The organism is Pseudomonas sp. HLS-6 (genome assembly GCF_002753995.1).
Lineage (GTDB): Bacteria > Pseudomonadota > Gammaproteobacteria > Pseudomonadales > Pseudomonadaceae > Aquipseudomonas > Aquipseudomonas defluvii.
Genome location: NZ_CP024478.1, coordinates 1,674,571 through 1,700,663, shown reverse-complemented (window position 1 = coordinate 1,700,663; position 26,093 = coordinate 1,674,571). Strand labels below are relative to the sequence as shown.

The 26,093-nt window shown below is 60.9% G+C and carries 18 protein-coding genes and 1 pseudogene; 15 read left to right on the top strand and 4 right to left on the bottom strand.

Annotated elements, in window-relative coordinates:
* Positions 1–195: 195 nt before the first annotated feature.
* The 4 genes from xdhA to guaD are packed head-to-tail and all read left to right on the top strand — an operon-like array spanning position 196 to position 6,249.
* On the top strand, positions 196–1,650 hold the full coding sequence (xdhA, locus tag CS390_RS07855) for a xanthine dehydrogenase small subunit (protein ID WP_065760383.1): 1,455 nt from the start codon (positions 196–198) through the stop codon (positions 1,648–1,650).
* Positions 1,643–4,039 (top strand): xanthine dehydrogenase molybdopterin binding subunit, encoded by a 2,397-nt coding sequence (gene xdhB, locus CS390_RS07850; RefSeq protein ID WP_099773966.1) that lies wholly within the window; start codon positions 1,643–1,645, stop codon positions 4,037–4,039. Before xdhA ends, xdhB begins: the two co-directional genes overlap by 8 nt.
* 49 nt (positions 4,040–4,088) lie before the next feature.
* Positions 4,089–4,934: a xanthine dehydrogenase accessory protein XdhC gene (gene xdhC, locus CS390_RS07845; RefSeq protein WP_099773965.1), complete on the top strand. Its 846-nt coding sequence runs from the start codon at positions 4,089–4,091 to the stop codon at positions 4,932–4,934.
* A gap of 10 nt (positions 4,935–4,944) precedes the next feature.
* Positions 4,945–6,249: a guanine deaminase gene (gene guaD, locus CS390_RS07840; RefSeq protein WP_065760386.1), complete on the top strand. Its 1,305-nt coding sequence runs from the start codon at positions 4,945–4,947 to the stop codon at positions 6,247–6,249.
* 4 nt (positions 6,250–6,253) lie between these two features.
* Here the strand turns inward: guaD and CS390_RS24915 are convergent.
* Positions 6,254–6,352, bottom strand: a pseudogene (locus CS390_RS24915) (aquaporin); the annotation flags it as partial.
* An 11-nt stretch (positions 6,353–6,363) separates the two neighbouring features.
* Positions 6,364–7,131, bottom strand: a complete 768-nt coding sequence (locus CS390_RS07835) for a GntR family transcriptional regulator (RefSeq protein WP_065760387.1) — start codon at positions 7,129–7,131, stop codon at positions 6,364–6,366.
* Between the two features lie 357 nt (positions 7,132–7,488).
* Between CS390_RS07835 and CS390_RS07830 the strand changes: the two genes are divergently transcribed.
* Both CS390_RS07830 and CS390_RS07825 read left to right on the top strand, forming a co-directional pair.
* Complete coding sequence (locus CS390_RS07830; protein ID WP_065760388.1) at positions 7,489–8,838, top strand: NCS2 family permease; 1,350 nt, start codon at positions 7,489–7,491, stop codon at positions 8,836–8,838.
* 65 nt (positions 8,839–8,903) lie between these two features.
* Positions 8,904–9,530: a LysE family translocator gene (locus CS390_RS07825; protein ID WP_099773964.1), complete on the top strand. Its 627-nt coding sequence runs from the start codon at positions 8,904–8,906 to the stop codon at positions 9,528–9,530.
* Positions 9,531–9,575: 45 nt separating this feature from the next.
* Here the strand turns inward: CS390_RS07825 and CS390_RS07820 are convergent, their stop codons facing one another.
* Positions 9,576–14,801 (bottom strand): hypothetical protein, encoded by a 5,226-nt coding sequence (locus CS390_RS07820; RefSeq protein ID WP_099773963.1) that lies wholly within the window; start codon positions 14,799–14,801, stop codon positions 9,576–9,578.
* A 172-nt stretch (positions 14,802–14,973) separates the two neighbouring features.
* Positions 14,974–15,327 carry a hydroxyisourate hydrolase gene (gene uraH, locus CS390_RS07815; protein ID WP_065760391.1) on the bottom strand — a complete coding sequence of 118 codons (354 nt, stop codon included), beginning with the start codon at positions 15,325–15,327 and terminating at the stop codon, positions 14,974–14,976.
* Positions 15,328–15,713: 386 nt separating this feature from the next.
* Between uraH and puuE the strand changes: the two genes are divergently transcribed.
* The 9 genes from puuE (at position 15,714) to CS390_RS07770 (ending at position 26,084) form a co-directional block, all read left to right on the top strand.
* Entirely contained in the window at positions 15,714–16,640 is a 927-nt protein-coding gene (gene puuE / locus CS390_RS07810) for an allantoinase PuuE (protein ID WP_099773962.1), read from the top strand.
* Positions 16,640–17,155 (top strand): 2-oxo-4-hydroxy-4-carboxy-5-ureidoimidazoline decarboxylase, encoded by a 516-nt coding sequence (uraD, locus tag CS390_RS07805; RefSeq protein ID WP_065760393.1) that lies wholly within the window; start codon positions 16,640–16,642, stop codon positions 17,153–17,155. Before puuE ends, uraD begins: the two co-directional genes overlap by 1 nt.
* 90 nt (positions 17,156–17,245) lie before the next feature.
* The gene (alc, locus tag CS390_RS07800; RefSeq protein WP_065760394.1) at positions 17,246–18,241 is read left to right on the top strand and encodes an allantoicase; all 996 of its coding nucleotides are present in this window, start codon (positions 17,246–17,248) and stop codon (positions 18,239–18,241) included.
* Between the two features lie 96 nt (positions 18,242–18,337).
* On the top strand, positions 18,338–18,841 hold the full coding sequence (locus CS390_RS07795; protein ID WP_099773961.1) for an ureidoglycolate lyase: 504 nt from the start codon (positions 18,338–18,340) through the stop codon (positions 18,839–18,841).
* A 47-nt stretch (positions 18,842–18,888) separates the two neighbouring features.
* Positions 18,889–20,199, top strand: a complete 1,311-nt coding sequence (locus CS390_RS07790; protein WP_099773960.1) for a urate hydroxylase PuuD — start codon at positions 18,889–18,891, stop codon at positions 20,197–20,199.
* A gap of 88 nt (positions 20,200–20,287) precedes the next feature.
* The gene (locus tag CS390_RS07785; RefSeq protein WP_099773959.1) at positions 20,288–21,643 is read left to right on the top strand and encodes a nucleobase:cation symporter-2 family protein; all 1,356 of its coding nucleotides are present in this window, start codon (positions 20,288–20,290) and stop codon (positions 21,641–21,643) included.
* 127 nt (positions 21,644–21,770) lie between these two features.
* Positions 21,771–22,556 (top strand): outer membrane protein OmpK, encoded by a 786-nt coding sequence (locus CS390_RS07780; RefSeq protein ID WP_099773958.1) that lies wholly within the window; start codon positions 21,771–21,773, stop codon positions 22,554–22,556.
* Between the two features lie 506 nt (positions 22,557–23,062).
* Positions 23,063–23,848, top strand: a complete 786-nt coding sequence (locus CS390_RS07775; RefSeq protein WP_099773957.1) for an outer membrane protein OmpK — start codon at positions 23,063–23,065, stop codon at positions 23,846–23,848.
* Positions 23,849–24,137: 289 nt separating this feature from the next.
* A complete protein-coding gene (locus CS390_RS07770) occupies positions 24,138–26,084 on the top strand; it encodes an LTA synthase family protein (RefSeq protein WP_099773956.1) in 1,947 nt (648 codons plus the stop codon).
* Positions 26,085–26,093 lie beyond the last annotated feature (9 nt).

The window sequence follows — 26,093 nt, the reverse complement described above, 5'->3', positions numbered from 1 at the left end:
TAGCGCACTTGCCCCCCACTCGCGCAGGGCCTCTCGGCCCGTTCTATGCTTAAAAAGTCAGGTGTAGAGCGTACCAGGCGCCATTTCGATCATTTTCCTGACCCACAAGTCAGAAAGATGTTGACCGAAAAGTCAGGCCTGCTTAGAGTCAGCACAACCCCGCTCAACAACAATAATTCGCTTGTGAGGCCTTCCGTGATCCAGTTTCTCTTTAATCAGGAGCTGCGCAGTGAGCACGCCCTGGACCCCAATCTGACAGTGCTTGAATACCTGCGTGAACACCTGGGCAAACCCGGCACCAAGGAAGGCTGCGCCAGCGGCGACTGCGGCGCTTGCACTGTCGTGGTCGCTGAGCGCCATGCGGATCAGGACGGCCTCGAACGCCTGCGCTATCGCAGCCTGAATGCGTGCCTGACCTTTGTGTCGGCGCTGCATGGCAAACAACTGATCAGTGTTGAAGGGCTCAAACACCAAGGGCAGTTGCACAGCGTTCAACAGGCAATGGTCGACTGCCACGGTTCACAATGCGGCTTCTGCACGCCCGGCGTGGTGATGTCGCTGTTCGCCCTGCAGAAGAACAGCGACGCCCCGGACCTGCACAAGGCCCAGGAGGCGCTGGCCGGCAACCTCTGCCGCTGCACCGGTTACCGGCCGATTCTGGCAGCCGCAGAACAGGCCTGCTGCCAGCCGCCAGCCGACCCGTTCGATGCCGCCGAGGCGCAAACCATCGCCCGGCTCAAGGCGATTGCGCCCAAAGAAACCGGCGAGCTCAACAGCGGCGATAAACGCTGCCTGGTTCCACTGACCGTGGCCGACCTGGCCGAGCTCTATGGCTCGCACCCGGAAGCGCGCCTGCTGGCCGGAGGTACCGACCTGGCACTTGAGGTGACGCAGTTCCACAAGACCCTGCCGGTGATGATCTACGTCGGTAACGTCGCCGAGATGAAGCGCATCGAGCACGTCGACGCGCATATCGAGATTGGTGCCGCCACGCCGTTGACCGACTGCTATGGCGCGCTGAGCGCCGAGTACCCCGACTTTGGCGAGCTGCTGCACCGCTTCGCCTCGCTGCAAATCCGCAACCAGGGCACCTTGGGCGGCAATATTGGCAACGCATCACCGATTGGCGACGCCCCGCCCCTGCTGATCGCCCTGGGCGCCCAGATCGTCCTGCGCAAAGGCGACAGCCAGCGCACCCTGGCCCTGGAAGACTACTTCATCGATTACCGCATCACCGCCCGCCAGGAGAGCGAGTTCATCGAGAAGATCATCGTGCCGAAGGCTTCGCCCGGCTGGGCGTTCCGCGCCTACAAGTTGTCCAAGCGCCTGGACGACGATATCTCGGCGGTCTGCGCGGCAATCAACCTGCGCATCGAAGGCGGCGTCATCCACGAGGCACGCATCGCCTTCGGCGGCATGGCGGCCATCCCGAAACGCGCCCAGGCCTGTGAAACGCTGCTGACAGGCAAGCCCTGGAGCCAGGCACTGATTGAACAGGCCTGCCAGGCCTTGAGCGAAGACTTCACGCCGCTGTCGGATTTTCGCGCGAGCAAGGAGTACCGGTTGCTCAGTGCGCAGAACCTGCTGCGCAAATACTTCATCGAACTGCAAACACCGCACATCGAGACTCGGGTGACCGCTTATGTCTAACCATCCTCACGTCGCCAAGAGCCAGGCAGAGCTGGCCGACCTGTTCAGCCAGGACATGACCAGCGGTGTAGGCCGCAGCGTCAAGCACGACAGCGCCGACAAGCATGTGTCCGGCGAAGCGGTGTATATCGATGACCGCCTGGAGTTCCCGAACCAGTTGCATGTGTATGCCCGGTTGTCCGACCGTGCCCATGCGCGCATTGTCAGTATCGACACCGCGCCCTGCTACGCCTTCGAGGGCGTGCGCATTGCCATTACTCACGAAGACATACCGGGCTTGAAAGACATCGGCCCGCTGCTGCCGGGTGACCCCTTGCTGGCCATCGACACCGTGCAGTTCGTCGGCCAGCCGGTGGTGGCTGTGGCCGCACGCGACCTCGACACCGCGCGCCGCGCCGCGCTGGCAGCGATCATCACCTACGAAGACCTGGAGCCGGTGCTCGATGTGGTCGAAGCGCTGCGCAAAAAGCACTTTGTCCTCGACAGCCACACCCACCGGCGCGGGGACTCGGCCAGCGCATTGCGCGATGCACCCCATCGCTTGCAGGGCACCCTGCATATCGGCGGCCAGGAGCATTTCTACCTGGAAACCCAGATCTCTTCGGTGATGCCTACCGAAGACGGCGGCATGATCGTCTACTGCTCGACCCAGAACCCCACCGAGGTGCAGAATCTGGTCGCCGAAGTGCTCGATGTACCGATGAACAAGGTGGTGGTCGACATGCGCCGGATGGGCGGTGGCTTTGGCGGCAAGGAAACCCAGGCGGCGAGCCCGGCCTGCCTTTGCGCGGTGATCGCGCACCTGACCGGCCAGCCGACCAAGATGCGCCTGCCTCGCATGGAAGACATGGTCATGACCGGCAAGCGTCACCCCTTCTACGTCGAATACGATGTCGGTTTCGATGACCGTGGACGCCTGCAGGGCATCAATTTCGAACTGGCCGGTAACTGCGGCTGCTCGCCCGACCTGTCGGCGTCCATCGTCGACCGCGCCATGTTCCACGCCGACAACGCCTATTACCTGGGCGACGCCACGGTCAACGGCCACCGCTGCAAGACCAACACCGCCTCAAACACCGCCTACCGGGGCTTCGGCGGCCCACAGGGGATGGTCGCCATCGAGGAAGTGATGGACCGTATTGCCCGCCATCTGGTGCTCGACCCGCTGGCGGTGCGCAAGGCCAACTATTACGGCAAGACCGAGCGCAACGTCACCCACTACCACCAGACCGTCGAGCACAACATGCTCGAAGAGATCACCGCAGAACTGGAAGCCAGCAGCGACTACGCCGAGCGCCGCGAGTCGATTCGCCGCTACAACGCCAACAGCCCGATACTGAAGAAAGGCCTGGCCCTGACACCGGTAAAATTCGGTATTTCCTTTACCGCCAGCTTCCTTAACCAGGCCGGTGCGCTGATACACCTCTATACCGACGGCAGCATCCACCTGAACCACGGTGGCACCGAGATGGGCCAGGGCCTCAACACCAAGGTTGCCCAAGTGGTGGCCGAAGTATTCCAGGTCGATATCTCGCGTATCCAGATCACCGCGACCAACACCGACAAGGTGCCCAACACTTCGCCGACTGCGGCGTCCAGCGGCGCCGACCTGAACGGCAAGGCTGCGCAGAACGCGGCTGAAACCCTGAAGCAACGCCTGATCGAATTTGCCGCGCGGCAGTACAAGGTCAGCGCGGAAGACGTCGTGTTTCACAATGGCCATGTGCGTGTGCGCGATGAGATCCTGACCTTTGACGCCTTGGTGCAGCAGGCCTACTTCGCTCAGGTTTCACTGTCGAGCACCGGCTTCTACAAGACCCCGAAAATCTACTACGACCGCAGCCAGGCCCGTGGCCGCCCCTTTTACTACTACGCCTTTGGCGCGGCCTGCGCCGAGGTGATCGTCGACACCCTGACCGGCGAGTACAAGGTACTGCGCACCGACATCCTGCATGACGTCGGCGCGTCACTGAACCCGGCCATCGACATCGGTCAGGTGGAAGGCGGTTTCGTCCAGGGCATGGGCTGGCTGACCACCGAAGAGCTGGTGTGGAACGCCAAGGGCAAACTGATGACCAGCGGCCCGGCCAGCTACAAGATTCCGGCCGTGGCCGACATGCCGATCGACCTGCGGGTGCGCCTGGTCGAGAACCGCAAGAACCCGGAAGACACGGTGTTCCATTCCAAGGCCGTAGGCGAGCCGCCGTTCATGCTCGGTATCGCCGTCTGGTGTGCCATCAAGGATGCCGTGGCCAGCCTGGCCGATTACCGTGAGCAACCGCTGATCGACGCCCCGGCCACACCGGAGCGCGTGCTCTGGGGCTGCGAGCAAATGCGCAAGGCGATGGCGGCGCACCCGCGCACCGAAGCCGAGACAGCAGCACCATGACCGCCCTATCGCCCGCACAGCCTTACGGTCACCCAGGAGGTCACTGAACATGCACACCTGGATCAACGCCCTCGCCGACCTGCAGGCACGCGGTGAACCCTGCGTACTGGTCACCATCATCGAGGAGCGCGGCTCGACACCGCGCAACGCCGGTTCCAAAATGGTGGTCAGTGCCGAGCAGTTGTTCGACACCATCGGTGGCGGCCACCTGGAATACAAAGCCCTGCACATCGCTCGGCAGATGCTCGCCGAGGGGCGCCAGGCGCCCCATCTGGAGCGCTTCAGCCTCGGCGCCAGCCTCGGCCAATGCTGTGGCGGCGCCACGGTGTTGCTGTTCGAACCGATGGGCCGGGTTCAGGCGCAGATCGCGGTATTTGGTGCAGGCCACGTCGGTCGGGCGCTGGTACCCTTGCTGGCCGCCTTGCCGTGCCGGGTTCGCTGGATCGACTCACGCGAGCAGGAGTTCCCCGAGGCGATCCCTGCAGGGGTCAGCAAAATCGTCAGCGAAGACCCGGTCGATGAAGTCGACGACCTGCCGGTCGGCAGTTACTGCATCGTCATGACCCACAATCATCAACTGGACCTGGAGCTGACGGCGGCCATCCTTAAACGCAATGACTTCACCTGGTTCGGGCTGATTGGCTCGAAAACCAAACGGGCCAAGTTCGAGCACCGCCTGCATGAACGTGGTTTCACCCCGGAGCGGCTGCAGCGGATGCGCTGCCCGATGGGGATTGCCGAGGTGAAGGGCAAGCTGCCGATCGAGATCGCCGTGTCCATCGCCGCCGAAATCATTGCCACCTACAACGCCAGCTTTGGCCAGCACAACGCTGCCGCCAATGCTGGCCCCATTGCCCAACTGCTGCCGCCCTCGCGGCGCAGCCAAGCCCAATGACGAGAGCCTCATGAGCGCAAAACCCAACGCCTACCGTGCCGCCATCCTGCACAGCCTCGACGACCCCGCCGAAGTCGGTGTGGGCGCGTCCTACCAGTACTTTGAAGACGGCCTGCTGGTGGTCGAAGATGGCAAGATCAGCGCCATTGGCCACGCCAGTGAATTGCTGCCTACACTGCCGGCCGACCTGAACGTGGTGCACTACGAGAATGCCCTGATCACCCCGGGCTTTATCGACACCCATATCCATTTCCCGCAGACCGGCATGATCGGCTCCTACGGCGAGCAGCTACTGGACTGGCTCAATACCTACACCTTCCCCTGCGAACGGCAGTTCGCCGACAAGGCCCATGCCGAGCAGGTCGCGAAGCGTTTCATCAAGGAACTGCTGCGTAACGGCACCACCACCGCGCTGGTGTTCGGCAGTGTCCACCCCGAATCGGTGGATGCCTTCTTCGAAGAGGCGCAGCGCCTGGACCTGCGGATGATCGCCGGCAAGGTGATGATGGACCGCAATGCACCGGATTACCTGACCGATACCGCCGAGTCCAGCTACCTGGACAGCAAGGCCCTGATCGAGCGCTGGCACGGCAAGGGTCGACTGCACTATGCGGTTACCCCGCGCTTCGCCCCGACCAGCACGCCAGAACAACTGGCCTTGGCCGGGCAACTGCTGGGCGAGTATCCCGACCTGTACCTGCACACCCACCTGAGCGAAAACCTCAAGGAAATCGAATGGGTCAAGGCACTGTTCCCGGAGCGCAAGGGCTATCTGGATGTCTACGATCACTTCCAGTTGCTGGGCGAGCGCTCCGTCTTTGCCCATGGCGTGCACCTGTGCGACGACGAGTGCAAGCGCCTGGCGCAAACCGGCTCCGCCGTGGCCTTCTGCCCGACCTCCAACCTGTTTCTCGGCAGTGGCTTGTTCAACTTGCCGCAAGCCGAACAGCACAAGGTGAAGGTCGGCCTGGGCACTGACGTGGGCGCCGGCACCAGTTTCTCGCTGCTCAACACCCTCAACGAAGCCTACAAGGTCATGCAGCTTCAGGGCGCACGGCTCAACCCGTTCAAATCGTTGTACCTGGCTACCCTGGGCGGCGCCAGGGCCCTGTGCCTGGAGGAGCGCATAGGCAACCTCACGCCGGGCCGTGATGCCGACTTCGTGGTGCTCGACTACAACGCGACACCGCTGCTGTCCTACCGCCTGCAGCAGTCGAACAGCATCGAGGAGACACTGTTCGTGCTGATGACCCTGGGCGACGATCGCACCGTCCGCGAAACCTTTGCGGCCGGTCGCAGCGTGCATCAACGCTGAGCCGCTAAGGCTCGCGCGCCAGGCCGCGATACAGTGCGCCGCCGATCACTGCACCGATCAGCGGCGCCACCCAGAACAGCCAGAGCTGCTGGAGTGCCAACCCTGGCAGACGTATCAGCCTTTGGTCGAGGCCGCGCTGCCACGTTTCTTGGTCTGCAACAGGTGCGAGAACACCGCATGCAGGTCATCGGACGCGCTGTCCTCATCGAGGTTGAGCTTGCTGTCGATATGGTCCATGTGGTGCATCATCAGGTTGACCGCAAGCGTCGCATCACGGGCTTCGATGGCGTCGATCAACTGCATGTGCTCGTCATAGGAGCAGTGCGAGCGGTTGCCGCTTTCATACTGGGCAATGATCAGCGAGGTCTGCGACACCAGGCTGCGCTGGAAGCTGATCAGCGGGGCATTGCCAGCAGCCTCGGCCAGCTTGAGGTGAAACTCGCCAGACAGGCGAATACCGGCGCCGCGGTCGCCCCGGGAAAAGCTGTCGCGCTCATCGCGCACCATTTGCCGCAGTTCGTTCAACTGCTCGACGGTAGCGTGTTGAACCGCAAGCTCGGTGATCGCCCGCTCGACCAGACGCCGGGAAAAGAACACCTGGCGGGCTTCTTCTACCGTGGGGCTGGCAACCACGGCACCTCGGTTGGGCCGTAGCAGCACCACGCTTTCATGGGCCAGACGCGACAGCGCGCGGCGAATGATGGTGCGGCTGACACCGAAAATCTCGCCCAGGGCTTCCTCGCTCAACTTGGTACCCGGCGCCAGACGCTGCTCGAGGATAGCCTCGAAAATATGTGCGTAAACGATGTCGTCCTGGGTGCCGCTGCGGCCGGCCTTGCCAACACGCGCGGGTTTCTTGAGGGGTTGCAGCTGTTCGTTCATGGATTCTCGGGCAGATAACCGGCAATTGGATCCGAACTGTAATACCGCACAGTAGGTCGTTGGCAAGCCGTGAATAGAAAATTTAAGGGAATCGGTACTGCCACATTGTACACAGCCAGCAGCAATTCTGCAGGTAGCGATAGCCTTTATAGCTGTATTGCCAAATAATATGCACACACCACATAAAACATTATTTGATTTATTTGTATACAAAAGCATAATCGCAGCGTGCAACTTCCTGACTTCAAGGTCAATAAAGCAGTCCGGTCGCCTGCCACCCTACCCTCTCACAGAGCCCCCCAGTGCGTGCGCAGGCCTGGCTCTGCAAAACAAGAAAAGACTTGAGGAGTACATGCTGTGGAAAGCCGCAAATCCGAAGCCCCTACGCTGGATCTTGCCCCACCGCTCGAAACGAGCTGGCTGGAGCGGATTTTCAAACTCAAGCTGCATGGCACCACCGTCAAGACCGAGCTGATTGCCGGCATGACCACCTTCATCACCATGGCGTACATCATTTTCGTCAACCCGAACATCATGGCCGATGCCGGGATCAACCATGGTGCGGCGTTCGTTGCCACCTGCATCGCCGCCGCCCTGGGCTGCCTGTTGATGGGCCTGTACGCCAACTGGCCGGTCGGCCTGGCACCGGGCATGGGCCTCAATGCATTCTTTACCTACACGGTCGTCGGCACCATGGGTTACACCTGGGAAGCGGCCTTGGGGGCGGTGTTCGTTTCCGGCGTGCTGTTCATGCTGCTGACCTTGTCACGCGTGCGCGAGTGGCTGCTCAACAGTATCCCGGTCAGCCTGCGCCACGCCATGGGTGCCGGGGTCGGGCTGTTTCTCGGGTTGATCGGCCTGAAAACCGCCGGCATTGTCGTCGACAGCCCTGCCACCCTGATCAAGCTCGGCTCGCTGCACGAACCCGCCCCCCTGCTGGCCGCAGTGTGCTTCCTGATGATCGCGATACTCAGCTATCGGCGGGTGTTCGGCGCCATCCTGATCAGCATCATCACTGTCACGCTGGCCGGCTGGGGCCTGGGGCTGGTCGAATACGGCGGCGTCTTCTCGTTGCCTCCCAGCCTCGCCCCCACCTGGATGGCCATGGATGTGGCCGGGGTGTTCAACGTCAGCATGATCAGCGTGGTCCTGGCGTTTCTGTTCGTGCACATGTTCGACACCGCCGGCACCCTGATGGGCGTCGCGCAGCGCGCCAACCTGGTGAACGCCGAGGGCCGCATCGAAAACCTTTCCCGCGCACTGAAAGCCGACAGCGCCTCCAGCGTCTTCGGCGCGGTGGTGGGTGTGCCACCGGTGACCAGCTACGTGGAGAGCGCGGCCGGGGTGGCCGCAGGCGGGCGCACCGGCCTGACGGCCGTGGTCGTTGGCCTGCTGTTCATCACGGCCATGTTCTTCGCCCCTCTGGCGGGCATGATCCCGGCCTATGCCACCGCTGGTGCCCTGATCTACGTGGCCATGCTGATGATGGGCAGCATGGCCCACATCAACTGGGATGAAGCCACCGACAGCATCCCGGCGATCGTCACCGCAATCATGATGCCCCTGACCTTTTCGGTTGCCGACGGCATTGCCTTGGGCTTCATCACCTATGTCGCCCTCAAGGCCGGCACCGGGCGATACAGGGAAATCTCGGCGAGCCTGTGGGTGCTGTGCGCCATTTTCATCGCCAAGTTCATGTTTTTGTAACGGTTGTACCGCAGTAAAAACGGCCTCGCCTTCGGGTGAGGCCTTCGCACATAAGGAGAAAATAAATGAGTGTGGAAACCTGGCTGTTGTTCTGTGGCGCGGCACTGATCGTCATTGCGATCCCCGGCCCGTTGTCCTTGCTGATGATCAGCAACAGCCTGAACTATGGCCTGCGTCGCTCCTACCCTGCGTTTCTCGGCGGTGTCATTGCGTCGATCTGCCTGCTCAGCGCCTCGGCACTGGGGCTGGGGGCGCTGTTGATGGCTTCGGAGCAGCTGTTCAGCGTCTTGAAGATTGTCGGCGGCCTTTACCTGTTTTACCTCGCCTGGCAAAGCTGGCAGCAATCGCGCCAACCCTCGCAGGGCGCCAATGTGCCTGAGGCCATGCCGACGCCAGGCTTTCGCGGCCTGTTCCTGCGCGCCTTTGCGCTGGGCGCGAGCAACCCGAAAGATATCCTGTTCTTCGCCGCCTTCCTGCCGCAATTTCTCAGTGCAGAGCAGCCATTGCTCAGTCAATTGCTGGTCTTGATCGCCACCTGGACGTTGCTCGACCTGGGTTGCAAGCTGGCCTACGGCCTGGGTGCGCAAGGTGCCGCCCGCTACCTGCGCTCCGGCAAGGGGCAGAGTGGATTCAACCGGATCAGCGCCGGGCTGTTCGGCGGCGCGGGCGTCGCCGCACTGCTGAGCCGCTAAACCACTGCCTGCCCCGCTGCCGCCTGGCGGCAACGGGGCAGAACCTCAGGCGAACTGCGGCCTGATAAAGACCAACCCTTCATCCCTGCCAGAAGCACTGACGCGCTTGCCCGCCATCAGCACAACCAGCTCTTTCGCCGCCCGGGCCTGACGCAGCGCCTGGCGCGTCTCGGCATCCATCGACGCCATCAGTCGTTTCAGCGTGCTGGACGAGAGCGGGTACACATGCGACGCGTGCGTTGGCCTGACGATCACCAGGTAGAGCCGGTCTGAGCCGTTGCAACGCACCAGCAGTTGCCCCGGCCCGAAGGCCTGATCACTGAAGACCTGGCCCACAGTGTAATAGTTTGCCGTCAGCACATCCCGGACAACCGCATGCAGCGGGGCCCGTGCAAACTGTTCCTCTGAAACCACAAACTCCACCGCGGTAAACCGGGCCGTTTCACTGTGCAAACTGAACCCTGCCCCTGCTGCCACCTCCGGACGACCGCGCAGCCACCCGAACGGGTCGACGACGGACGCGCCATTTTTAGTCAGCGGGTTATCCAGCACACCCAACAACAGGTCCAGCTTGAGGACGCCGGCAGCGGTCAGCTTGCCGTTTATGCTGGCCGACTCCATCAGGCGCCGAGAGAACTGCTTGGTGCTCTGATCGGTCAATTGCGGGAAACGGCGCTTGATGGTGTACATCATGTGATCAACGCGAAGCCCTGAACCGAGCGACCAGACGCCATTGACGCGCTGCATCCGATGATAACGCGGCAGAACGCCGTCCAGGCTCGGAGGCGGCTTGAGTACCGCACAATCGGCCACGAGCTCAACCCCGTCGTCGAGCACCTCGTAGTACGCATTATCCACCTGGATCACACGCCGCGCCGTGTTTTGAGCGCTAACGAAAATGCCCGAGTTGCTGGCAGTTTCAATCAGCGGGCCATCAACCGGGGTGCTCCAACTGCGCCAGTCGAACATCTGTTGAACCCTGGAAACCCCGTGAAGGGGTGCAATGACGGGTACTGTCGCGCCTGTCGCTGGCGGCAGATGCTCGATGCTCCAGAATGGCAAGTAGCCTCGGCTTTCGAAGTGCAGCGCAAGCGCCCACTCCTTTGCGGCTCGCTCGCCCTCGGTGAAATTGAAACGACGCAGGAACGCCTCGGCTGCTGCCTGCGATTGCCCGGGCTCCGCGCGCTGAATCATCTTCCAGGCCGGGTCCGGTATGCGACCTGGCAGGAACTGCAAGGCCCACTCAGGAAAGCGTTTGTGCTGAACAAACTGATCGGCCAGCAAACGTGCTAGGTCGGGATCATCGGCCGGCAGGCTGAAACGCCGCAAGACCTGCGCGGCCTCATCAAGGGTAAAGCGACGGAAAACCTCCAGGATCGCCTCCAGCGTCCATTGCGATGGCAGCCCGAGCTGGTTTGCAAGCACTTGCACGTCTTCGCGCGTCACCGTCTGCAAACCTTGCTGGATAACTTCAGCCGGGGTTTGCGGTGCACCGCCGCGCAACCCCACGTCAAACGACACTTCCCAGTGTCCCAAGATATTGCGCCGCACCGCAGGACCGTAGCCACGGCGTCGCGTTTCGACGATGCGCCAGGGTTCAAGGGCCACGCCACCCTTGTACTGGACCTGATAGTAGCGGCCCCGCGTATCGGTAATGTAGTAGTGCGGGAAGCCGTCCGCGCCAACCTCTCCCTCATACACGCCGTTAAAATCGCCATCGGTGCGCAAGGTCAGGTCTTTAGGCCGCTGCTTGAGCGCAAACGAGCGATCAATGACCCTGTTCGACAACGGCGGCGCAACACCGTGCAGCGCATCGTTACCCGCCAAGGCGATCCGCGTGGTGCTGACGTCAGAGGCATGAGGCAGCATTTTCCAGAGCTTGCCCAGCCCCTTGAACCCGTGCTTCATGTCGCCCAAGGCCCCCAAGGTATTGAAGGCCGACGACAGTGCGTGCTGCACGGCCTTGGCGCGATCACCATCGGCCAGTGCCTTGATCGCCGAGGCCGACTCCTTGAGGGCAAAAAACGCACCCACCGCAAAGCTGGCCGGTGGAAATGGCAGTGTGACTGCCGTGGCAACCAACTCGACCCCAGTCCAGGTAATACGGCTGATCATGTCGGCCCGACCGAGCTCCAGGTCCGCCACATCGGTCATCTTGCGTTCGATTCGCTGGTCGTGGAAGGCCTTCTGCAGGCTCATGATTGGCGCACTCGACAGCACCGGCCCCGCAGCAGCACCACGCCTGACGGCGTGCAGCCTATAGGACATCCAGCGACCCAGCTTGTGGCGCATGCGGTCCTTGTAATAATCCCCCATGCCGGCATGGGCCAGGGACGCCTCGAATGACTGGAACTCACGGAATGCCAGGCCATCCGGCGCATCGGGGGTGTACAACAAGGCGGGCTGACCGGTGTTCTCCGGCGCCAGCATGACGTAGTTGCCTTCGACGGTTTCCACCGTCCCCAAGTGCTCGTTCATCCACGACAGATGGCCCAGGTACGCCAGCCAGGGGTACTCAGCGGTATTGAATACCGCTTCAAGATTGAAGTTCAGCAGATGCACCGGATGCGCCAGGCGTGTCGGCGCATCCTCGCGCTGAAAAGAACTCAACGTTTGACTCAACCAGGCGTACTGCTCGCTAGTGATCTGCCCCATCAGCTTGCTGCGCAGGGCTGCAACCGACATCTGCAACTGTGTCAGCGTGACACTGGCCTGTCGGCGGGTGGCATAGCCCTCGTGCTCAGGGTTCAGCAGCGTATCGCGCAGCACTTGAATGTAGCGGTCCGCCACCCATTGGCCGCGAATAGCGCCCGAGACGTTCTCCGGCCGCAGGGGCGAGAGGTCAACACCTTCCGGGCCTTCAAACGTCGCAGAAGTGTCCAGCGTGGCTTGCGTCAGGCTGATCGAGTCGTCATAGCCATTGCGCAACAAGTGGGTGAACGTAGCCCGCTCCCGGGGCGAGGTGATAATGATCGTGTCCGGGTCGACCGTGCCCGCGGGTGTACCCAGCAGCTGATTGATTTTTTCCGTGGCCTGGGCTTTGACGAAGCTTTCAAAATCCGGAACCTGCAGCAAGGACTGCTCGGTAAACCGTTGCGAGGCAGCGGCGACCTGCGTCTCCAGTGCATGCAACTGCTGCCGCTCAGCCAGCGGCGCATCGCGGTACCAGGCCGGCGTGTGGGCGTCAAAGCGCGCCTGGGTGAGCTCGACATCTAGCGCGACTAGGCGTTGCAAGGCAGTCGGATAGTCGACCTGAGGCGAGAGCGTAAGAAAATCGGCCTCGGCAGCCGGCTTCTGCGCCAGGGCACTCAACACGTTGTCCAAGGCGTTACGCGCGGCTTGCGGAACGCGTGCCAACAGGTAGTCGCGCAGTGCCGGCACAGCGGTCCAACCGACAATTTCGTGCAACAAGCGGCGCTCATCCAGCACCTTCAGCCACGGCTCGCGGCCAGGCACATCTGGGGCATAAAGCAATAGGCCGGCAGCTTCGCCATCGGCCTGGGTCAAGCAAAAGACCATGACATCCGCCAACTCGGCGCCGTTGATCTTTAACAGGTAAGCCGTCGCACGAAGCGCCGTCTGCTCGACAAACGGTGTGTGCAACACCCCGACTGCCTGAACCTGATCCTCGGCCAGGATGCCTTGAAAACCCGCAGCGCAGAGCGAGGCCTGTAGCCGTAGCGACATCACGACCTGCATGCGCTGGAGAACACCTGGCGTGATCGCTTCACGCCACTGTCGAGAAAATGTGCTCCTCAGTTGCAGCGGGGCAAGCACTGGGGCAAGCGTTGCAGGGGTCAACCCTTCGAACACCTGCTCAACCGGCAGGCCTTGATACTGCAAGGTGCTGCCCGTGATGAAATCAGAAGCCTGGGCTTCATCCCCAGGGTGCAGCCCGTACAGGGCCAGGCTGCTCACCGATGCCTGCTCGGTATAGACCTCACGGGTTACCGGCAAACGACGCTCGGTGGTGACCCACAGCTGATCGGGGTCCAGGTCAACGCCCAGCGCTTCGCGCAGGCGCAACGCCACCGTGACACGGGCAAATTGCTCTGGCGACTCGGCCTTGCCCAGCGCCTGACACAGATCCTCCTGAGCGTATTGATAGGCCTGCAATTTGTCGACGTAGCGCTGCCGCTCTTCGGTACTGCACAGTTTCATCCAATACGGTAACTGCCGGTAGGCCTCATAGGCCGCGTGTTCTGCGTGCCACACCACGGCCATGCCGGGTGGGCCGTTGACGATGATCCGCTGGGTAGCCGCTGCCAGCCCTTCGAACAGCACCTGATACGACGCGAAGGTCGTGCGGCGGGTTTGCAGAATGTCGATGATATCTGTCTGCTGACACTTCAGTTGGGCCTGTACAACGTCAGTCAGCAGGTGGCCGACGATCTCCCGGCACTGCCATTCGATACGACGCTGGCCATCCAGTGCGCGTTGATGGCTCAAGCTCAGCAAGCCCGACCATTGTTCACGGCGCGGCAAGAGTGCATCGAACAGTTCGCCCAATGAGCCATGGCTGGAAAGCCCGTCACCCGGCAGGTACAGCAGCGTCGGAACAGCGTCCGCCTGCGACGCATCGGCCACCGGTTGCCTGCGAAGAATGAATGCACCGGCCAGGTGCGCGGCCTCTGCCCCCTCGAACAACAGGCTAAGGCTGTAGGCAAAAAAAGCCCTGCGGCTGTCCGCCGGGGTCGACAGCGCGCTGCTCAACAACGCCTGCTCGTCCTTACTCAAGCGCCGTGCCGCGTCGAGGTGCAACGCCTGCGCCAGGGCATCAGCCAGTTGCTGGTCGCGTGAGGTGTGCTCCGCTGTCGCGGCGTTCCAGTAGGCAGTGACTGCATCCCGATACAGATAACCCAGCTTGAGCGTCAACGTGTCGATGGCCCCCTCCAGCCCGCGCGTGCCGGCCATGCGCGTTCCGGGTTGATCATCCTCGCGACCATCGGCGTAAATCCCTGACAAGCCCTCGTCATACACCGTTGCGGCACCCACCAGGCGCTCGCGCATTACCTGCTCGAGGGTCTTGTTCGTCTGCAAGGTGCAGTGCTCCGGGTTATCCGTGAGCGAAAAGGTTTTTACCCAGGTGTTTCGCGCATCCAGTTCAAGCTGCGGGTATTGACGCTTGAGCTCATCATCAAAGGCCGTTGCGAGCAGCGGCACAATGTCCGGCAGCGCGCTGCCCTGTTGTGTCCAGAGCGCCGCAGCCTTTTCCAACGCTGCCAACGCCTCAGTGTTGCTGAGCAAGTGAGGAGGAATTGCTACATCCATGGTCTGTGTCCCTGCTATCGAATGGCGCCTGCACACCCTGCGCAAGCGACCCAGCCGACATTTCAAAACAGCCGCTCAAACCATGTGAGATAAATAATGCTTTTCCTTCAGGCAAAAAAAAGCCCGCAGTGTGAGCGGGCAAGGACCTACGAAGATTCTGTTGGCTGACCTGCTAGCTTCCGCGGTAGGTCGAGTAGCTATAAGGCGAAATCAGCAATGGAACGTGGTAATGATCCTGCTCGGCACTGATGCCAAAACGCAGAACGACCACATCGAGGAACGCAGGCTCAGGCAACTTCACGCCGCGTGCACGGTAGTAGTCACCGGCACTGAACTGCAGCTGGTAGACACCGCTGCGGTAATCGTCACCCTGCAGCAACGGTGCGTCGCAACGACCGTCGCTGTTGGTCAGGGCAGTGGTCACCAGCTCTAGCTGCTGGCCTTCGACGCGGTAGAGCTCGACCTTGATCGAGCTGCCAGGGCAGCCATGCGCGGCGTCCAGTACATGCGTGGTCAAACGTCCCATAAGGTTGCTCGCCTCTTCTTGATCTGTGGGCAAAAAATACCCGTATCGCACCGCATGCAAGCACGGCAGCGTACGGCTGTTGGATTATTAAGACATTTTTATTGAAAATTGTACACAATAATTCCGACTTCTTTGTTAGCTTAGCCACCTCGCCCAGCAAACAGGCCATCAGTCGCAAACCCAAGCAGAACAATGACGAGCACGTCATTATCTGACCATTCCGGCAGATTTATTGCAGGGGCATGGGGTGGCGGGCCAGGAAAGAAATGCGAAAAAACAGGCTTACAAACTGACAATAAAGTTGTATACAATCACTCCATCAGCGTGGTCGATACACCACACAGGCCACTCTACCCCCGTTTTCACGTACAAGAAGGAAGACTGCAGTGAGCGCTGATTATCCTCGCGACCTGATCGGTTACGGCAATACTCCACCCCATCCGCGCTGGCCGGGGAACGCCCGCATCGCTTTGTCTTTCGTGCTCAATTACGAAGAAGGTGGCGAACGCAACATCCTCCACGGTGATAAAGAGTCGGAAGCATTTCTGTCTGAAATGGTTGCCGCCCAGCCGCTGCAGGGCGCACGCAACATGAGCATGGAATCGCTCTACGAGTACGGCAGCCGCGCAGGCGTCTGGCGCCTGCTCAAACTGTTCAAGGACACCGGCATTCCGCTGACCGTGTTTGCCGTGGCCATGGCCGCCCAGCGCCACCCGGACGTGATCCGTGCCATGGTTGAAGCCGGCCATGAGATCTGCAGTCACGGCTACCGCTGGATCGACTACCAGTACATGGACGAGGCTCAGGAGCGTGAGCACATGCTCGAAGCGATCCGCATCCTCACCGAACTGACCGGCGAGCGCCCATTGGGCTGGTACACCGGCCGCACCGGGCCAAACACCCGCCGCCTGGTGATGGAGGAAGGTGGCTTCCTCTATGACAGCGACACCTATGACGACGACCTGCCCTATTGGGAACCCAACAACCCGACCGGCAAGCCACACCTGGTGATCCCCTACACCCTGGACACCAATGACATGCGCTTCACCCAGGTTCAGGGTTTCAACTGTGGCGAGCAGTTCTTCCAGTACCTCAAGGACGCGTTCGACGTGCTGTATGCCGAAGGTGCCGAGGCACCGAAGATGCTCTCCATCGGCCTGCACTGCCGCCTGGTCGGCCGCCCTGCCCGGTTGGCAGCCCTCAAGCGCTTTGTCGAATACGCACAAAGCCATGAGCAGGTCTGGTTTGCCCGGCGCGTGGACATCGCCCGCCACTGGCATGCCACCCACCCTTTCAACGCCGAGAACGCATAATGACCGACTTCAAGACGCTGAAGCCTTCGACCCTCGACCGCACCGCGTTCGTCGAAGCTTTCGCCGATATCTACGAACATTCGCCATGGGTTGCCGAGAAGGCATTCGACCTGGGCCAGCGCCAGGAGCTGGACCAGATCGAAAATCTGCACCAACGCATGAGCGATATCCTGTTGAGCGCCGACCCTGCCAGCCAGCTGGCACTGGTCAACGCTCACCCGGACCTGGCCGGCAAAGCGGCCGTCCAGGGCCAACTGACCGAAGCCAGCACTCACGAACAGGCTGGCGCCGGTATTCACCAATGCACGGCCGAAGAGTTCCAACGCTTCACCGAGCTGAACGACGCCTACAAAGCCAAGTTCAAGTTTCCCTTCATCATGGCGGTAAAAGGCAGCAACCGGCATCAGATCCTCGCCGCGTTCGAAACGCGCATCCATAACTCGGTCGAGGCCGAGTTCAAGGAAGCGCTGGCGCAGATCAACCTGATCGCCCTGTTCCGATTACTGCAGCTTTAGTGAGCGTGGCCCGAGTGCGCTCATGAACGCAGCGCGTACCCAGGGCCTTGCAAGCATCCCCAGCCACCCATTCAAGGCAGACAAGAAAAAATGAAAGCATACGCCGTACCCTTCGAGAAATTCGTCAACCTGGCCGACGCGCGCCTGGGCACCAAGATCGTTTCGGTCACCGATGAGTGGTTCGCCGCTGCCGAGCGCCTGTTCCAGCCGACACCGGCCGTGTGGAAGGAGGGTGTGTTCGACGACAACGGCAAGTGGATGGACGGCTGGGAAACGCGCCGCAAGCGTTTCGAAGGCTTCGACAGCGCGGTGATCCGCCTGGGCGTTCCCGGCACCATCAAGGGCGTCGACATCGACACCTCGTTCTTCACCGGCAACTTCCCACCTTCGGCGTCCCTGGAAGGCTGCTTCGTCGCTGAAGGCGACCCGACCGAACAAACCCAGTGGGTTGAAGTGCTGTCGGCCGTCGAGCTGCAAGGCAACAGCCACCACTACCACGAAATCAACAACGACCAGGCCTTCAGCCACCTGCGCTTCAACATCTACCCGGACGGCGGTGTTGCCCGTCTGCGTGTGTACGGCGTGCCATTCCGTGACTGGTCGGCAGTAGGCGACAACGAGCAAGTCGACCTGGCAGCAGCGTTGAACGGTGGTCGTGCCCTGGCCTGCTCCGACGAACACTTCGGCCGCATGAGCAACATCCTCAACCCGGGCCGTGGCATCAACATGGGCGACGGCTGGGAAACCGCGCGCCGCCGCACCCCAGGCAATGACTGGGTCATCGTTGCCCTGGGCCATGCTGGCGTGGTCGAGCAGGTTGTCGTCGACACCCTGCACTTCAAAGGCAACTACCCCGACAGCTGCTCGATCCAGGGCGCATTCGTCAAGGGCGGTACCGACAGCCAGATCGAAACCCAGAGCCTGTTCTGGCGCGAACTGCTGCCAAGCCAGAAGCTGCAGATGCACGCCGAGCACAGCTTCCAGGAGCAGATCAATGACCTGGGGCCGATCACCCACATCCGGATCAACGTGTTCCCGGATGGCGGTATCAGCCGTCTGCGCGTACTGGGCAAAGTCGCGAAGTAAGCGCTGCCCCTGATCACCCACAACGCCGGCTCCCGAGAGCCGGCGTTGTGGGCAAGAGCGACAGCCCCAACAACATAGAATTAGAGACAGATCCGCATGCGCACTTTAGTGATTGAGCCCTTGACCAAAGAAGCCTTCGCCCCCTTCGGTGACGTGATCGAAACCGACGGCAGCGACCACTTCATGATCAACAACGGCTCGACCATGCGCTTCCATCGTCTGGCCACGGTAGAAACCGCCCAGCCCGACGACAAGGCGATCATCAGCATCTTCCGCGCCGACGCGCTGGACATGCCCCTGACCGTCCGCATGCTGGAGCGCCATCCGCTGGGCAGCCAAGCGTTCATTCCGCTGCTCGGCAATCCCTTTCTGATCGTGGTCGCGCCTCTTGGCGATGCACCTGTATCGGGCTTGGTCCGTGCCTTTGCCAGTAATGGCAGGCAGGGCATTAATTACCATCGCGGCGTCTGGCACCACCCGGTGCTGACGATCGAAAAGCGGGATGACTTCCTGGTGGTTGATCGCAGTGGTTCCGGCAACAACTGCGACGAACATTTCTTCAATGAGGATGAGCTGCTGATCCTCAACCCCCACCAATAAGAGAAGACTGGTCATCGGAAATCGGTGATCGGAAAGAGGTACATACTGTGGAAGCACATCTGTTCGAGTGGCTAAACCTGAGCGTGCGCTGGGTTCACATGATCACCGGTATCGCCTGGATCGGTGCATCGTTCTACTTCGTCTGGCTGGAAAACAACCTTAACCGCGCCAACCCGCGCGAGGGCCTGTCGGGTGACCTTTGGGCCATCCACGGCGGTGGTATCTACCACCTGGAGAAATACAAGCTGGCTCCACCGAAAATGCCGGAGAACCTGCACTGGTTCAAATGGGAAGCGTATTTCACCTGGCTGTCGGGCGTGGCCCTGCTGTGCGTGGTGTTCTACTCCAACCCGACCCTGTACCTGCTGGCACCGGGCAGCGGCCTGAGTGGCGCAGAAGGCGTGGCCATTGGTGTCGGCTCGTTGATCGCCAGCTGGTTCATCTACGACTTCCTCTGCGACTCACCACTGGGCAAACGCCCTGCCCTGCTGGGCCTGGTACTGTTCGTGCTGGTTATCGCGGCCTGCTTCGGCTTCAGCCAGGTGTTCAGCGGCCGTGGTGCGTACCTGCACACCGGTGCGATCATCGGCACCATCATGGTCGGTAACGTGTTCCGCATCATCATGCCGGCCCAGCGTGCGCTGGTCGCGGCCATCGAGCAGAACCGCACCCCCGATCCAGTGCTGCCGGCCAAGGGTCTGTTGCGCTCGCGTCACAACAACTACTTCACCCTGCCGGTGCTGTTCATCATGATCAGCAACCACTTCCCGAGCACCTACGGCAGCCAGTACAACTGGTTGATCCTGGCGGGTATCGCGGTGGCTGCGGTGTTGGTACGTCACTACTTCAACACCCGTCACGACAGCAACAAGTTCGCCTGGACCCTGCCTGTCGGCGCCCTGGCAATGATCTGCCTGGCCTATGTCACCGGCCCTTCGCCGATGCCGAAAGCGCCTGAGCAGGCTGCAGCGAAAATCGAGTACCAACCGCTGCCGGAAACCGCACTGGGCGGCAAGACTGCTGCTGAGAAAGCCGCCGAGCCGGCTCCGGCCAAAGCCGAGGAAGCGGCCAAGCCTGCCACCGCCTCGGTAGAAACCTCGAACTTCGACAAGATCCACAATGTCATTCAGGAACGCTGCACCGTGTGCCACTCGGCCAAGCCGACCAGCCCACTGTTCAGCACTGCGCCTGCGGGCGTGATGCTCGACACCCCGCAACAAATCCAGCAACTGGCACCGCGCATCCAGGCCCAGGCCGTCGCCAGCCAGATCATGCCGTTGGGTAACATCACTCAGATGACCCAGCAAGAACGTGAACTGATCGGCGCCTGGATCGCCAAGGGCGCTCCAACCAACTGATGCACCGGGCGGCTCGCAAGAGCCGCCCACCGGCGTCCTGCTCGGCGTCGCAGAACAATGAACAATAAAAACAAAACCGAGGTGTTGCATGTCAAAGTCACGCAAGGCGTCCATACCCGTTGCGCCCCCACGACAGCCACTGCCACTGCCGCAACTCATCCTGGTGGGTCTGCAACACGTATTACTGATGTATGGGGGCGCCATCGCGGTGCCGCTGATCATTGGCCAGGCCTGTGGCCTGACCCGTGAAGAAGTCGCCTTTCTGATCAATGCCGATCTGTTGGTTGCCGGTGTCGCTACCGTCATTCAGTCGTTCGGCATTGGTGCCGTGGGTATCCGCATGCCGGTCATGATGGGCGCCAGCTTCGCCGCCGTCGGCAGCATGGTCGCCATGGCCGGAATGCCCGGTGTAGGCCTGCAGGGAATATTCGGTGCGACCATCGCTGCCGGCTTCTTCGGCATGCTGATCGCGCCGTTCATGTCCAAGGTGGTGCGGTTCTTCCCGCCTCTGGTAACCGGTACCGTGATCACCTCCATCGGCCTGTCGCTGTTCCCGGTCGCGGTGAACTGGGCCGGTGGCGGCGCCAGTGCCGCACCCTTCGGCTCACCGGTCTACCTGATGGTTGCTGGCCTGGTGCTGGCAATCATCCTGCTCATCAACCGTTTCATGCGTGGTTTCTGGGTCAATGTGTCAGTGCTGATCGGCATGGGCGTTGGCTACATGCTGGCCGGCTCCATCGGCATGGTCGACCTTTCCGGGCTGGACCAAGCGCCGTGGCTGCAGGTGGTGACGCCCCTGCACTTTGGCATGCCGACATTCAGCCTGGCGCCAATCCTGTCCATGTGCCTGGTGGTGGTGATCATTTTCGTTGAGTCCACCGGCATGTTCCTCGCACTGGGCAAGGTCACCGACCGTGAAGTCACCCCGGGCATGCTCCGTCGCGGCCTGTTGTGTGATGCTGGTGCGTCCTTCATCGCGGGTTTCTTCAACACCTTCACCCACTCCTCGTTTGCCCAGAACATCGGCCTGGTGCAAATGACCGGTGTGCGCTGCCGGTACGTCACCATCGTTGCAGGCGCCTTCCTGATCATGCTCAGCCTGCTGCCCAAAGCTGCATTCCTGATCGCCTCGATTCCGCCCGCCGTTCTGGGGGGGGCCTCCATTGCCATGTTCGGCATGGTAGCCGCCACGGGTATCAAGATTCTTCAGGAAGCCGACATCGGCGACCGCCGCAACCAGTTGCTGGTGGCCGTCAGCGTCGGCATGGGCTTGATCCCGGTGGTACGTCCGGAGTTTTTTGCACAAATGCCACAGTGGATGGAGCCCATCACCCACAGCGGAATCGCCATGGCCACCGTGAGTGCGCTGATCCTGAACCTGCTGTTCAACATCCTCGGTGGTGTCGAGCGCGCAGCCCATAACGAAACTGCCCACCAGCATTGAACCGGCGGGCGGCGCTCGCCGCCCGGCATACCTCGAGCACGACCGTCGACCCGTAGAAGCGGGTCGATCGGGGCGCTTTGCGCCAAAAAACCGCAAACAAACAATAACAACAGCCGGGAATCACACCATGAAACGGATCACTTCATCTCTCCTGCTGGGCGGCGGACTGCTGGCAGCCTTGCCTGCAGTCGCGGGAGACATGCTGCTCTGGCAAACCAACAGCATCAGCTACCTCTACGGCAAAGACTTCACCGTCAACCCCGCCATCCAGCAAACGGTGACCTTCGAGCACGCCGACAAATGGAAATACGGCGACAACTTCCTGTTCGTCGACAAGACCTTCTACAACGGCGCAACCGACCGTAACAAAGGCAACAACACCTACTATGGCGAATTCAGCCCTCGCCTGTCGTTTGGCAAGATCTTCGACCGCAAATTCGAGTTCGGCCCAATCAAGGACGTGTTGCTGGCCATGACCTATGAGTCTGGCGAAGGTGATAACGAGGCCTACCTGATCGGCCCAGGCTTTGACCTGGCAGTTCCCGGCTTCAACTACTTCACCTTGAACTTCTATCAGCGCAACACCGAGGGCAGCCGCCCGGGCGATCGCGTATGGCAGATCACACCGACGTTCTCCTACACCATCCCCGCAGGCAAGTCCGACATCCTCGTCGACGGCTACATGGACTGGGTCGTTGACAACGACAGCACTCGCCGTGGCACCTACCACGCCAACCTGCACCTTAACCCACAGGTCAAATACGACCTGGGCAAAGCCTTGAACCTGGGCGCCAAGCAGCTTTACGTGGGCGTGGAGTACAGCTATTGGAAAGACAAGTACGGCATCGAGGACACTCAGCGCTTTGACACCAATGAAAGCGTCACCAGCTTCCTGGTGAAAATGCACTTCTAAAAGCTGACTGAGTGCACAGTATCAACCCCTTGTGCCCCTGAACAGGGCACTCAAGGGCCGGCGCGCCAGCCCCACGCTGCGCGCCCTTCGATCGAGGGCAGGCCGCATCCTGCCCTCGTTTGCTGACGGATCAGTCAATATCGCCGTCAGTCGGCGCCTCTGCGCACCTCCCCCTCGCGGCATCCATCACTTCAGCGTGGACAGCTATCCGCCCAGCCAGTAATCTGCGCGCCCTTTTATACAGGGCAAGACGGCATGCGCCCGGGTTTGCTGACCCACCCGTCAACGAATACAGGCGCTCGACAGACGCCTCGCCCGCTTGAAGCGCCTCTTTTCCATCGGTTCACAGCACGGTCGAACACGCTGATTGCGCGCGCCCCGAAAGGTTGGCGCAACCCTTGCTGTATCGCTGCGCCGAACCGAAAAACCGACCATTAAGTCAACAAACGGCATCACTCGAGAATGCCGACAACAGAACAACGAGAAATCAACCTTTGGAGCACACCATGCGTACCCGTAATAGCCTGATCCTCGCCGGTGGCCTGCTGGCTGCCAGCAGCGCCATGGCCGGCGACCTGCTGCAATGGCAGAACAACAGCCTGACCTACCTGTACGGCAAGGATTTCACCGTTAACCCGGAGATCCAGCAAACCTATACCTTCGAACATGCGGACGCCTGGAAGTACGGCGACAACTTCCTGTTCATCGACAAGATCTTCTACAACGGCAAGAAAGACTCGAACGCCGGCCCTAACACCTACTACGGCGAATTCACCCCTCGCCTGTCGTTCGGCAAGATCTTCGACCAGAAACTTGAGTTCGGCCCAGTGAAGGATGTGCTGCTGGCCATGACCTACGAGTTCGGTGAAGGCGACAACGAGTCGTACCTGATCGGCCCGGGCTTCGACCTGGCGATTCCAGGCTTCGACTACTTCCAGTTGAACTTCTACCAGCGCAACACCGAAGGCAGCCGCGCAGGCGATAACGTCTGGCAAATTACTCCGGTATGGTCCTACACCATCCCGATGGGCAAATCCGACGTTCTGATCGATGGTTACATGGACTGGGTCGTGGACAACGACGAAACCCGCAACCGTGGCACCTACCACGCCAACCTGCACTTCAACCCACAGATCAAATACGATCTGGGCAAGGCCTTGAGCCTGGGTGAGAAGCAGTTGTACGTGGGTGTCGAATACGACTACTGGAAAGACAAGTACGGTATCGAAGACACCCCGGCCTTCGACACCAACCAGAACACCACCAGCCTGCTGGTCAAAGTGCACTTCTGATCGGTTGAGCCGCGACAGCCAGGGCCAAAGCGTTTAACACCGCAGCCCTGGCACGTATCGATGTCACTGCTATACAAACAGAGCGTGCAAGCGATGTGTGCTTGTTACGCCTAACGCGTCGTCGTTCAGCTTTTCACACGCGCCTAGCATTGCTTTGACGTTTTTTTCTCTTCGCAGTCGCTACTTTTCGCCGCGACCACAAACACTCGACACCACAATGTATTTACAGCGGGTGCACCACTGCTGTGCCTGTAGTGGCCAGGCATGAAGAGAGACAAAAGGAATTCATATGCGCGCTCCACAATCAGCGCCCCAACGCTACCTCTTGCTACTGACCTCAGTATGGCTGGCGATTTTTCTGCTCACCCGAGGCGTGCTGTTTTTCAGCCACTTGAACGAGGCCGGGAGCAATGTCTTCTCGATCTTCGGTATCGGGCTGCTGTACGACCTGAGCTTCCTGCTCTATGCCGCACTGCCACTGGGCCTTTACCTGCTGCTGTGCCCTGCGCGGCTGTGGCGCTCGCGAGCACATCAGGGGTTCCTGCAGGGCATCATGGTGCTGAGCGTGTTCGTGATGCTGTTCACTGCTGTCGCCGAATGGCTGTTCTGGGACGAGTTCGGCGTGCGCTTCAACTTTATTGCTGTCGACTATCTGGTCTATTCCGATGAAGTGTTGAACAACATCCTCGAGTCCTACCCGATCGGCCTGCTGCTGAGCATCCTGGCCGTTATCGCCATTGCCCTGAGCCTGGCACTGCGCGCACCGCTCAAGCGGGCCCTGAATGCACCGGTGCCCGCTTTTCGCCAGCGCCTGATGAGCTTTGCCGTACTGGCCGTGCTGGCAGGGCTGTGCGTGCAGGTGATCGACCAGGACCGCCCGCGTGGCCAAGGCGGCAATGCCTACCAACATGAATTGGCCAGCAACGGCCCTTACCAGTTCTTCGCAGCGTTCCGCAACAACGAACTCGATTACCCGCAGTTCTATAGCAGCCTGCCTGAGCAGGATGTGAACGCGCAGATCCAGAGCGAGCTGCGCCAACCCGATGCGAGTTTCGTCGGCAAGGAACCCCTGGATATTCGCCGCACCATCACCAGCAACGCACCGGCGCGTACACCCAACGTGGTCCTGGTGACCATTGAAAGCTTCAGCGCCAAGTACATGGGCAGCAACGGCGATAACCGCAACCTGACCCCAAACCTGGATGCCCTGCGCAAACAGAGCCTGTACTTCAACAACTTCTATGCCACCGGCACCCGGACCGACCGTGGCCTGGAGGCCATTACTCTGTCGATTCCGCCAACCCCTGGCCGCTCGATCGTCAAGCGCGTGGGTCGTGAAAGCGGTTTCGCCAGCCTCGGCCAACACATGAGTGAAGCCGGCTACGACAGCGTGTTCGTCTACGGTGGCCGTGGCTACTTCGACAACATGAACGCGTTCTTCAGTGGCAACGGCTATCGGGTTGTTGACCAGAGCAGCGTGAAAGAAAGCGACATCAGCTTCAAGAACGCCTGGGGCATGTCCGACGAAGACCTCTACAACCAGGCCATGCAGCTGGCAGACGCCGATTTCGCCAATCAGGTGCCGTTCTTCCTGCAACTGATGACGACCTCCAACCACCGCCCGTACACCTACCCTGACGGCCGTATCGATATCCCGTCTGGCGATGGCCGTGAAGGTGCGGTGAAATACACCGACTACGCCATCGGTCGTTTCCTTGAGCAGGCCCGCAGCAAGCCGTGGTTCGACAACACCCTGTTCATCTTCGTTGCCGACCATACCGCTGGCAGCGCAGGTAAAGAGGACCTGCCGGTGCGCAACTACCAGATCCCGCTATTCATCTACGGGCCGAAGTTGATCGAAGCGCGTGAGGAATCGAAACTGGCCAGCCAGATCGACCTGGCGCCTACCCTGCTTGGCCTGTTGAACATGAGCTACACCTCGACGTTCTTCGGCCGCAACCTGATGCTTGAAGACACACTGCCACCGCGCGTACTGATTGGTAACTACCAGCACCTGGGCCTGTTCGATGGCCAGGACCTGGCCATCCTCAGCCCTCGCGACGGCCTGCGCCTTCATGAGCAGGCCCTGGGCGAAAGCCGTGAGGTGGTGGGGGACAGCAACAACCCGCTGATCAAGCGCGCCATTACCTACTACCAGGCAGCCAGCTATGGCTTCAAGCACCACCTGCTCGAGTGGGTGCCTGAAGACAGCGAAAAGACAGCCGGTAAAAACTGACTGAGCTGA

Excerpts from the sequence above, each read along its gene's own strand:
- CS390_RS07835 (WP_065760387.1), bottom strand. The coding sequence starts at position 7,131 with ATGAACGAACAGCTGCAACCCCTCAAGAAACCCGCGCGTGTTGGCAAG.
- CS390_RS07775 (WP_099773957.1), top strand. The coding sequence starts at position 23,063 with ATGCGTACCCGTAATAGCCTGATCCTCGCCGGTGGCCTGCTGGCTGCC.
- xdhB (WP_099773966.1), top strand. The coding sequence starts at position 1,643 with ATGTCTAACCATCCTCACGTCGCCAAGAGCCAGGCAGAGCTGGCCGAC.
- uraD (WP_065760393.1), top strand. The coding sequence starts at position 16,640 with ATGACCGACTTCAAGACGCTGAAGCCTTCGACCCTCGACCGCACCGCG.
- CS390_RS07820 (WP_099773963.1), bottom strand. The coding sequence starts at position 14,801 with ATGGATGTAGCAATTCCTCCTCACTTGCTCAGCAACACTGAGGCGTTG.
- uraH (WP_065760391.1), bottom strand. The coding sequence starts at position 15,327 with ATGGGACGTTTGACCACGCATGTACTGGACGCCGCGCATGGCTGCCCT.
- xdhC (WP_099773965.1), top strand. The coding sequence starts at position 4,089 with ATGCACACCTGGATCAACGCCCTCGCCGACCTGCAGGCACGCGGTGAA.
- alc (WP_065760394.1), top strand. The coding sequence starts at position 17,246 with ATGAAAGCATACGCCGTACCCTTCGAGAAATTCGTCAACCTGGCCGAC.
- CS390_RS07825 (WP_099773964.1), top strand. The coding sequence starts at position 8,904 with ATGAGTGTGGAAACCTGGCTGTTGTTCTGTGGCGCGGCACTGATCGTC.
- guaD (WP_065760386.1), top strand. The coding sequence starts at position 4,945 with ATGAGCGCAAAACCCAACGCCTACCGTGCCGCCATCCTGCACAGCCTC.
- CS390_RS07795 (WP_099773961.1), top strand. The coding sequence starts at position 18,338 with ATGCGCACTTTAGTGATTGAGCCCTTGACCAAAGAAGCCTTCGCCCCC.
- CS390_RS07770 (WP_099773956.1), top strand. The coding sequence starts at position 24,138 with ATGCGCGCTCCACAATCAGCGCCCCAACGCTACCTCTTGCTACTGACC.
- CS390_RS07780 (WP_099773958.1), top strand. The coding sequence starts at position 21,771 with ATGAAACGGATCACTTCATCTCTCCTGCTGGGCGGCGGACTGCTGGCA.
- CS390_RS07785 (WP_099773959.1), top strand. The coding sequence starts at position 20,288 with ATGTCAAAGTCACGCAAGGCGTCCATACCCGTTGCGCCCCCACGACAG.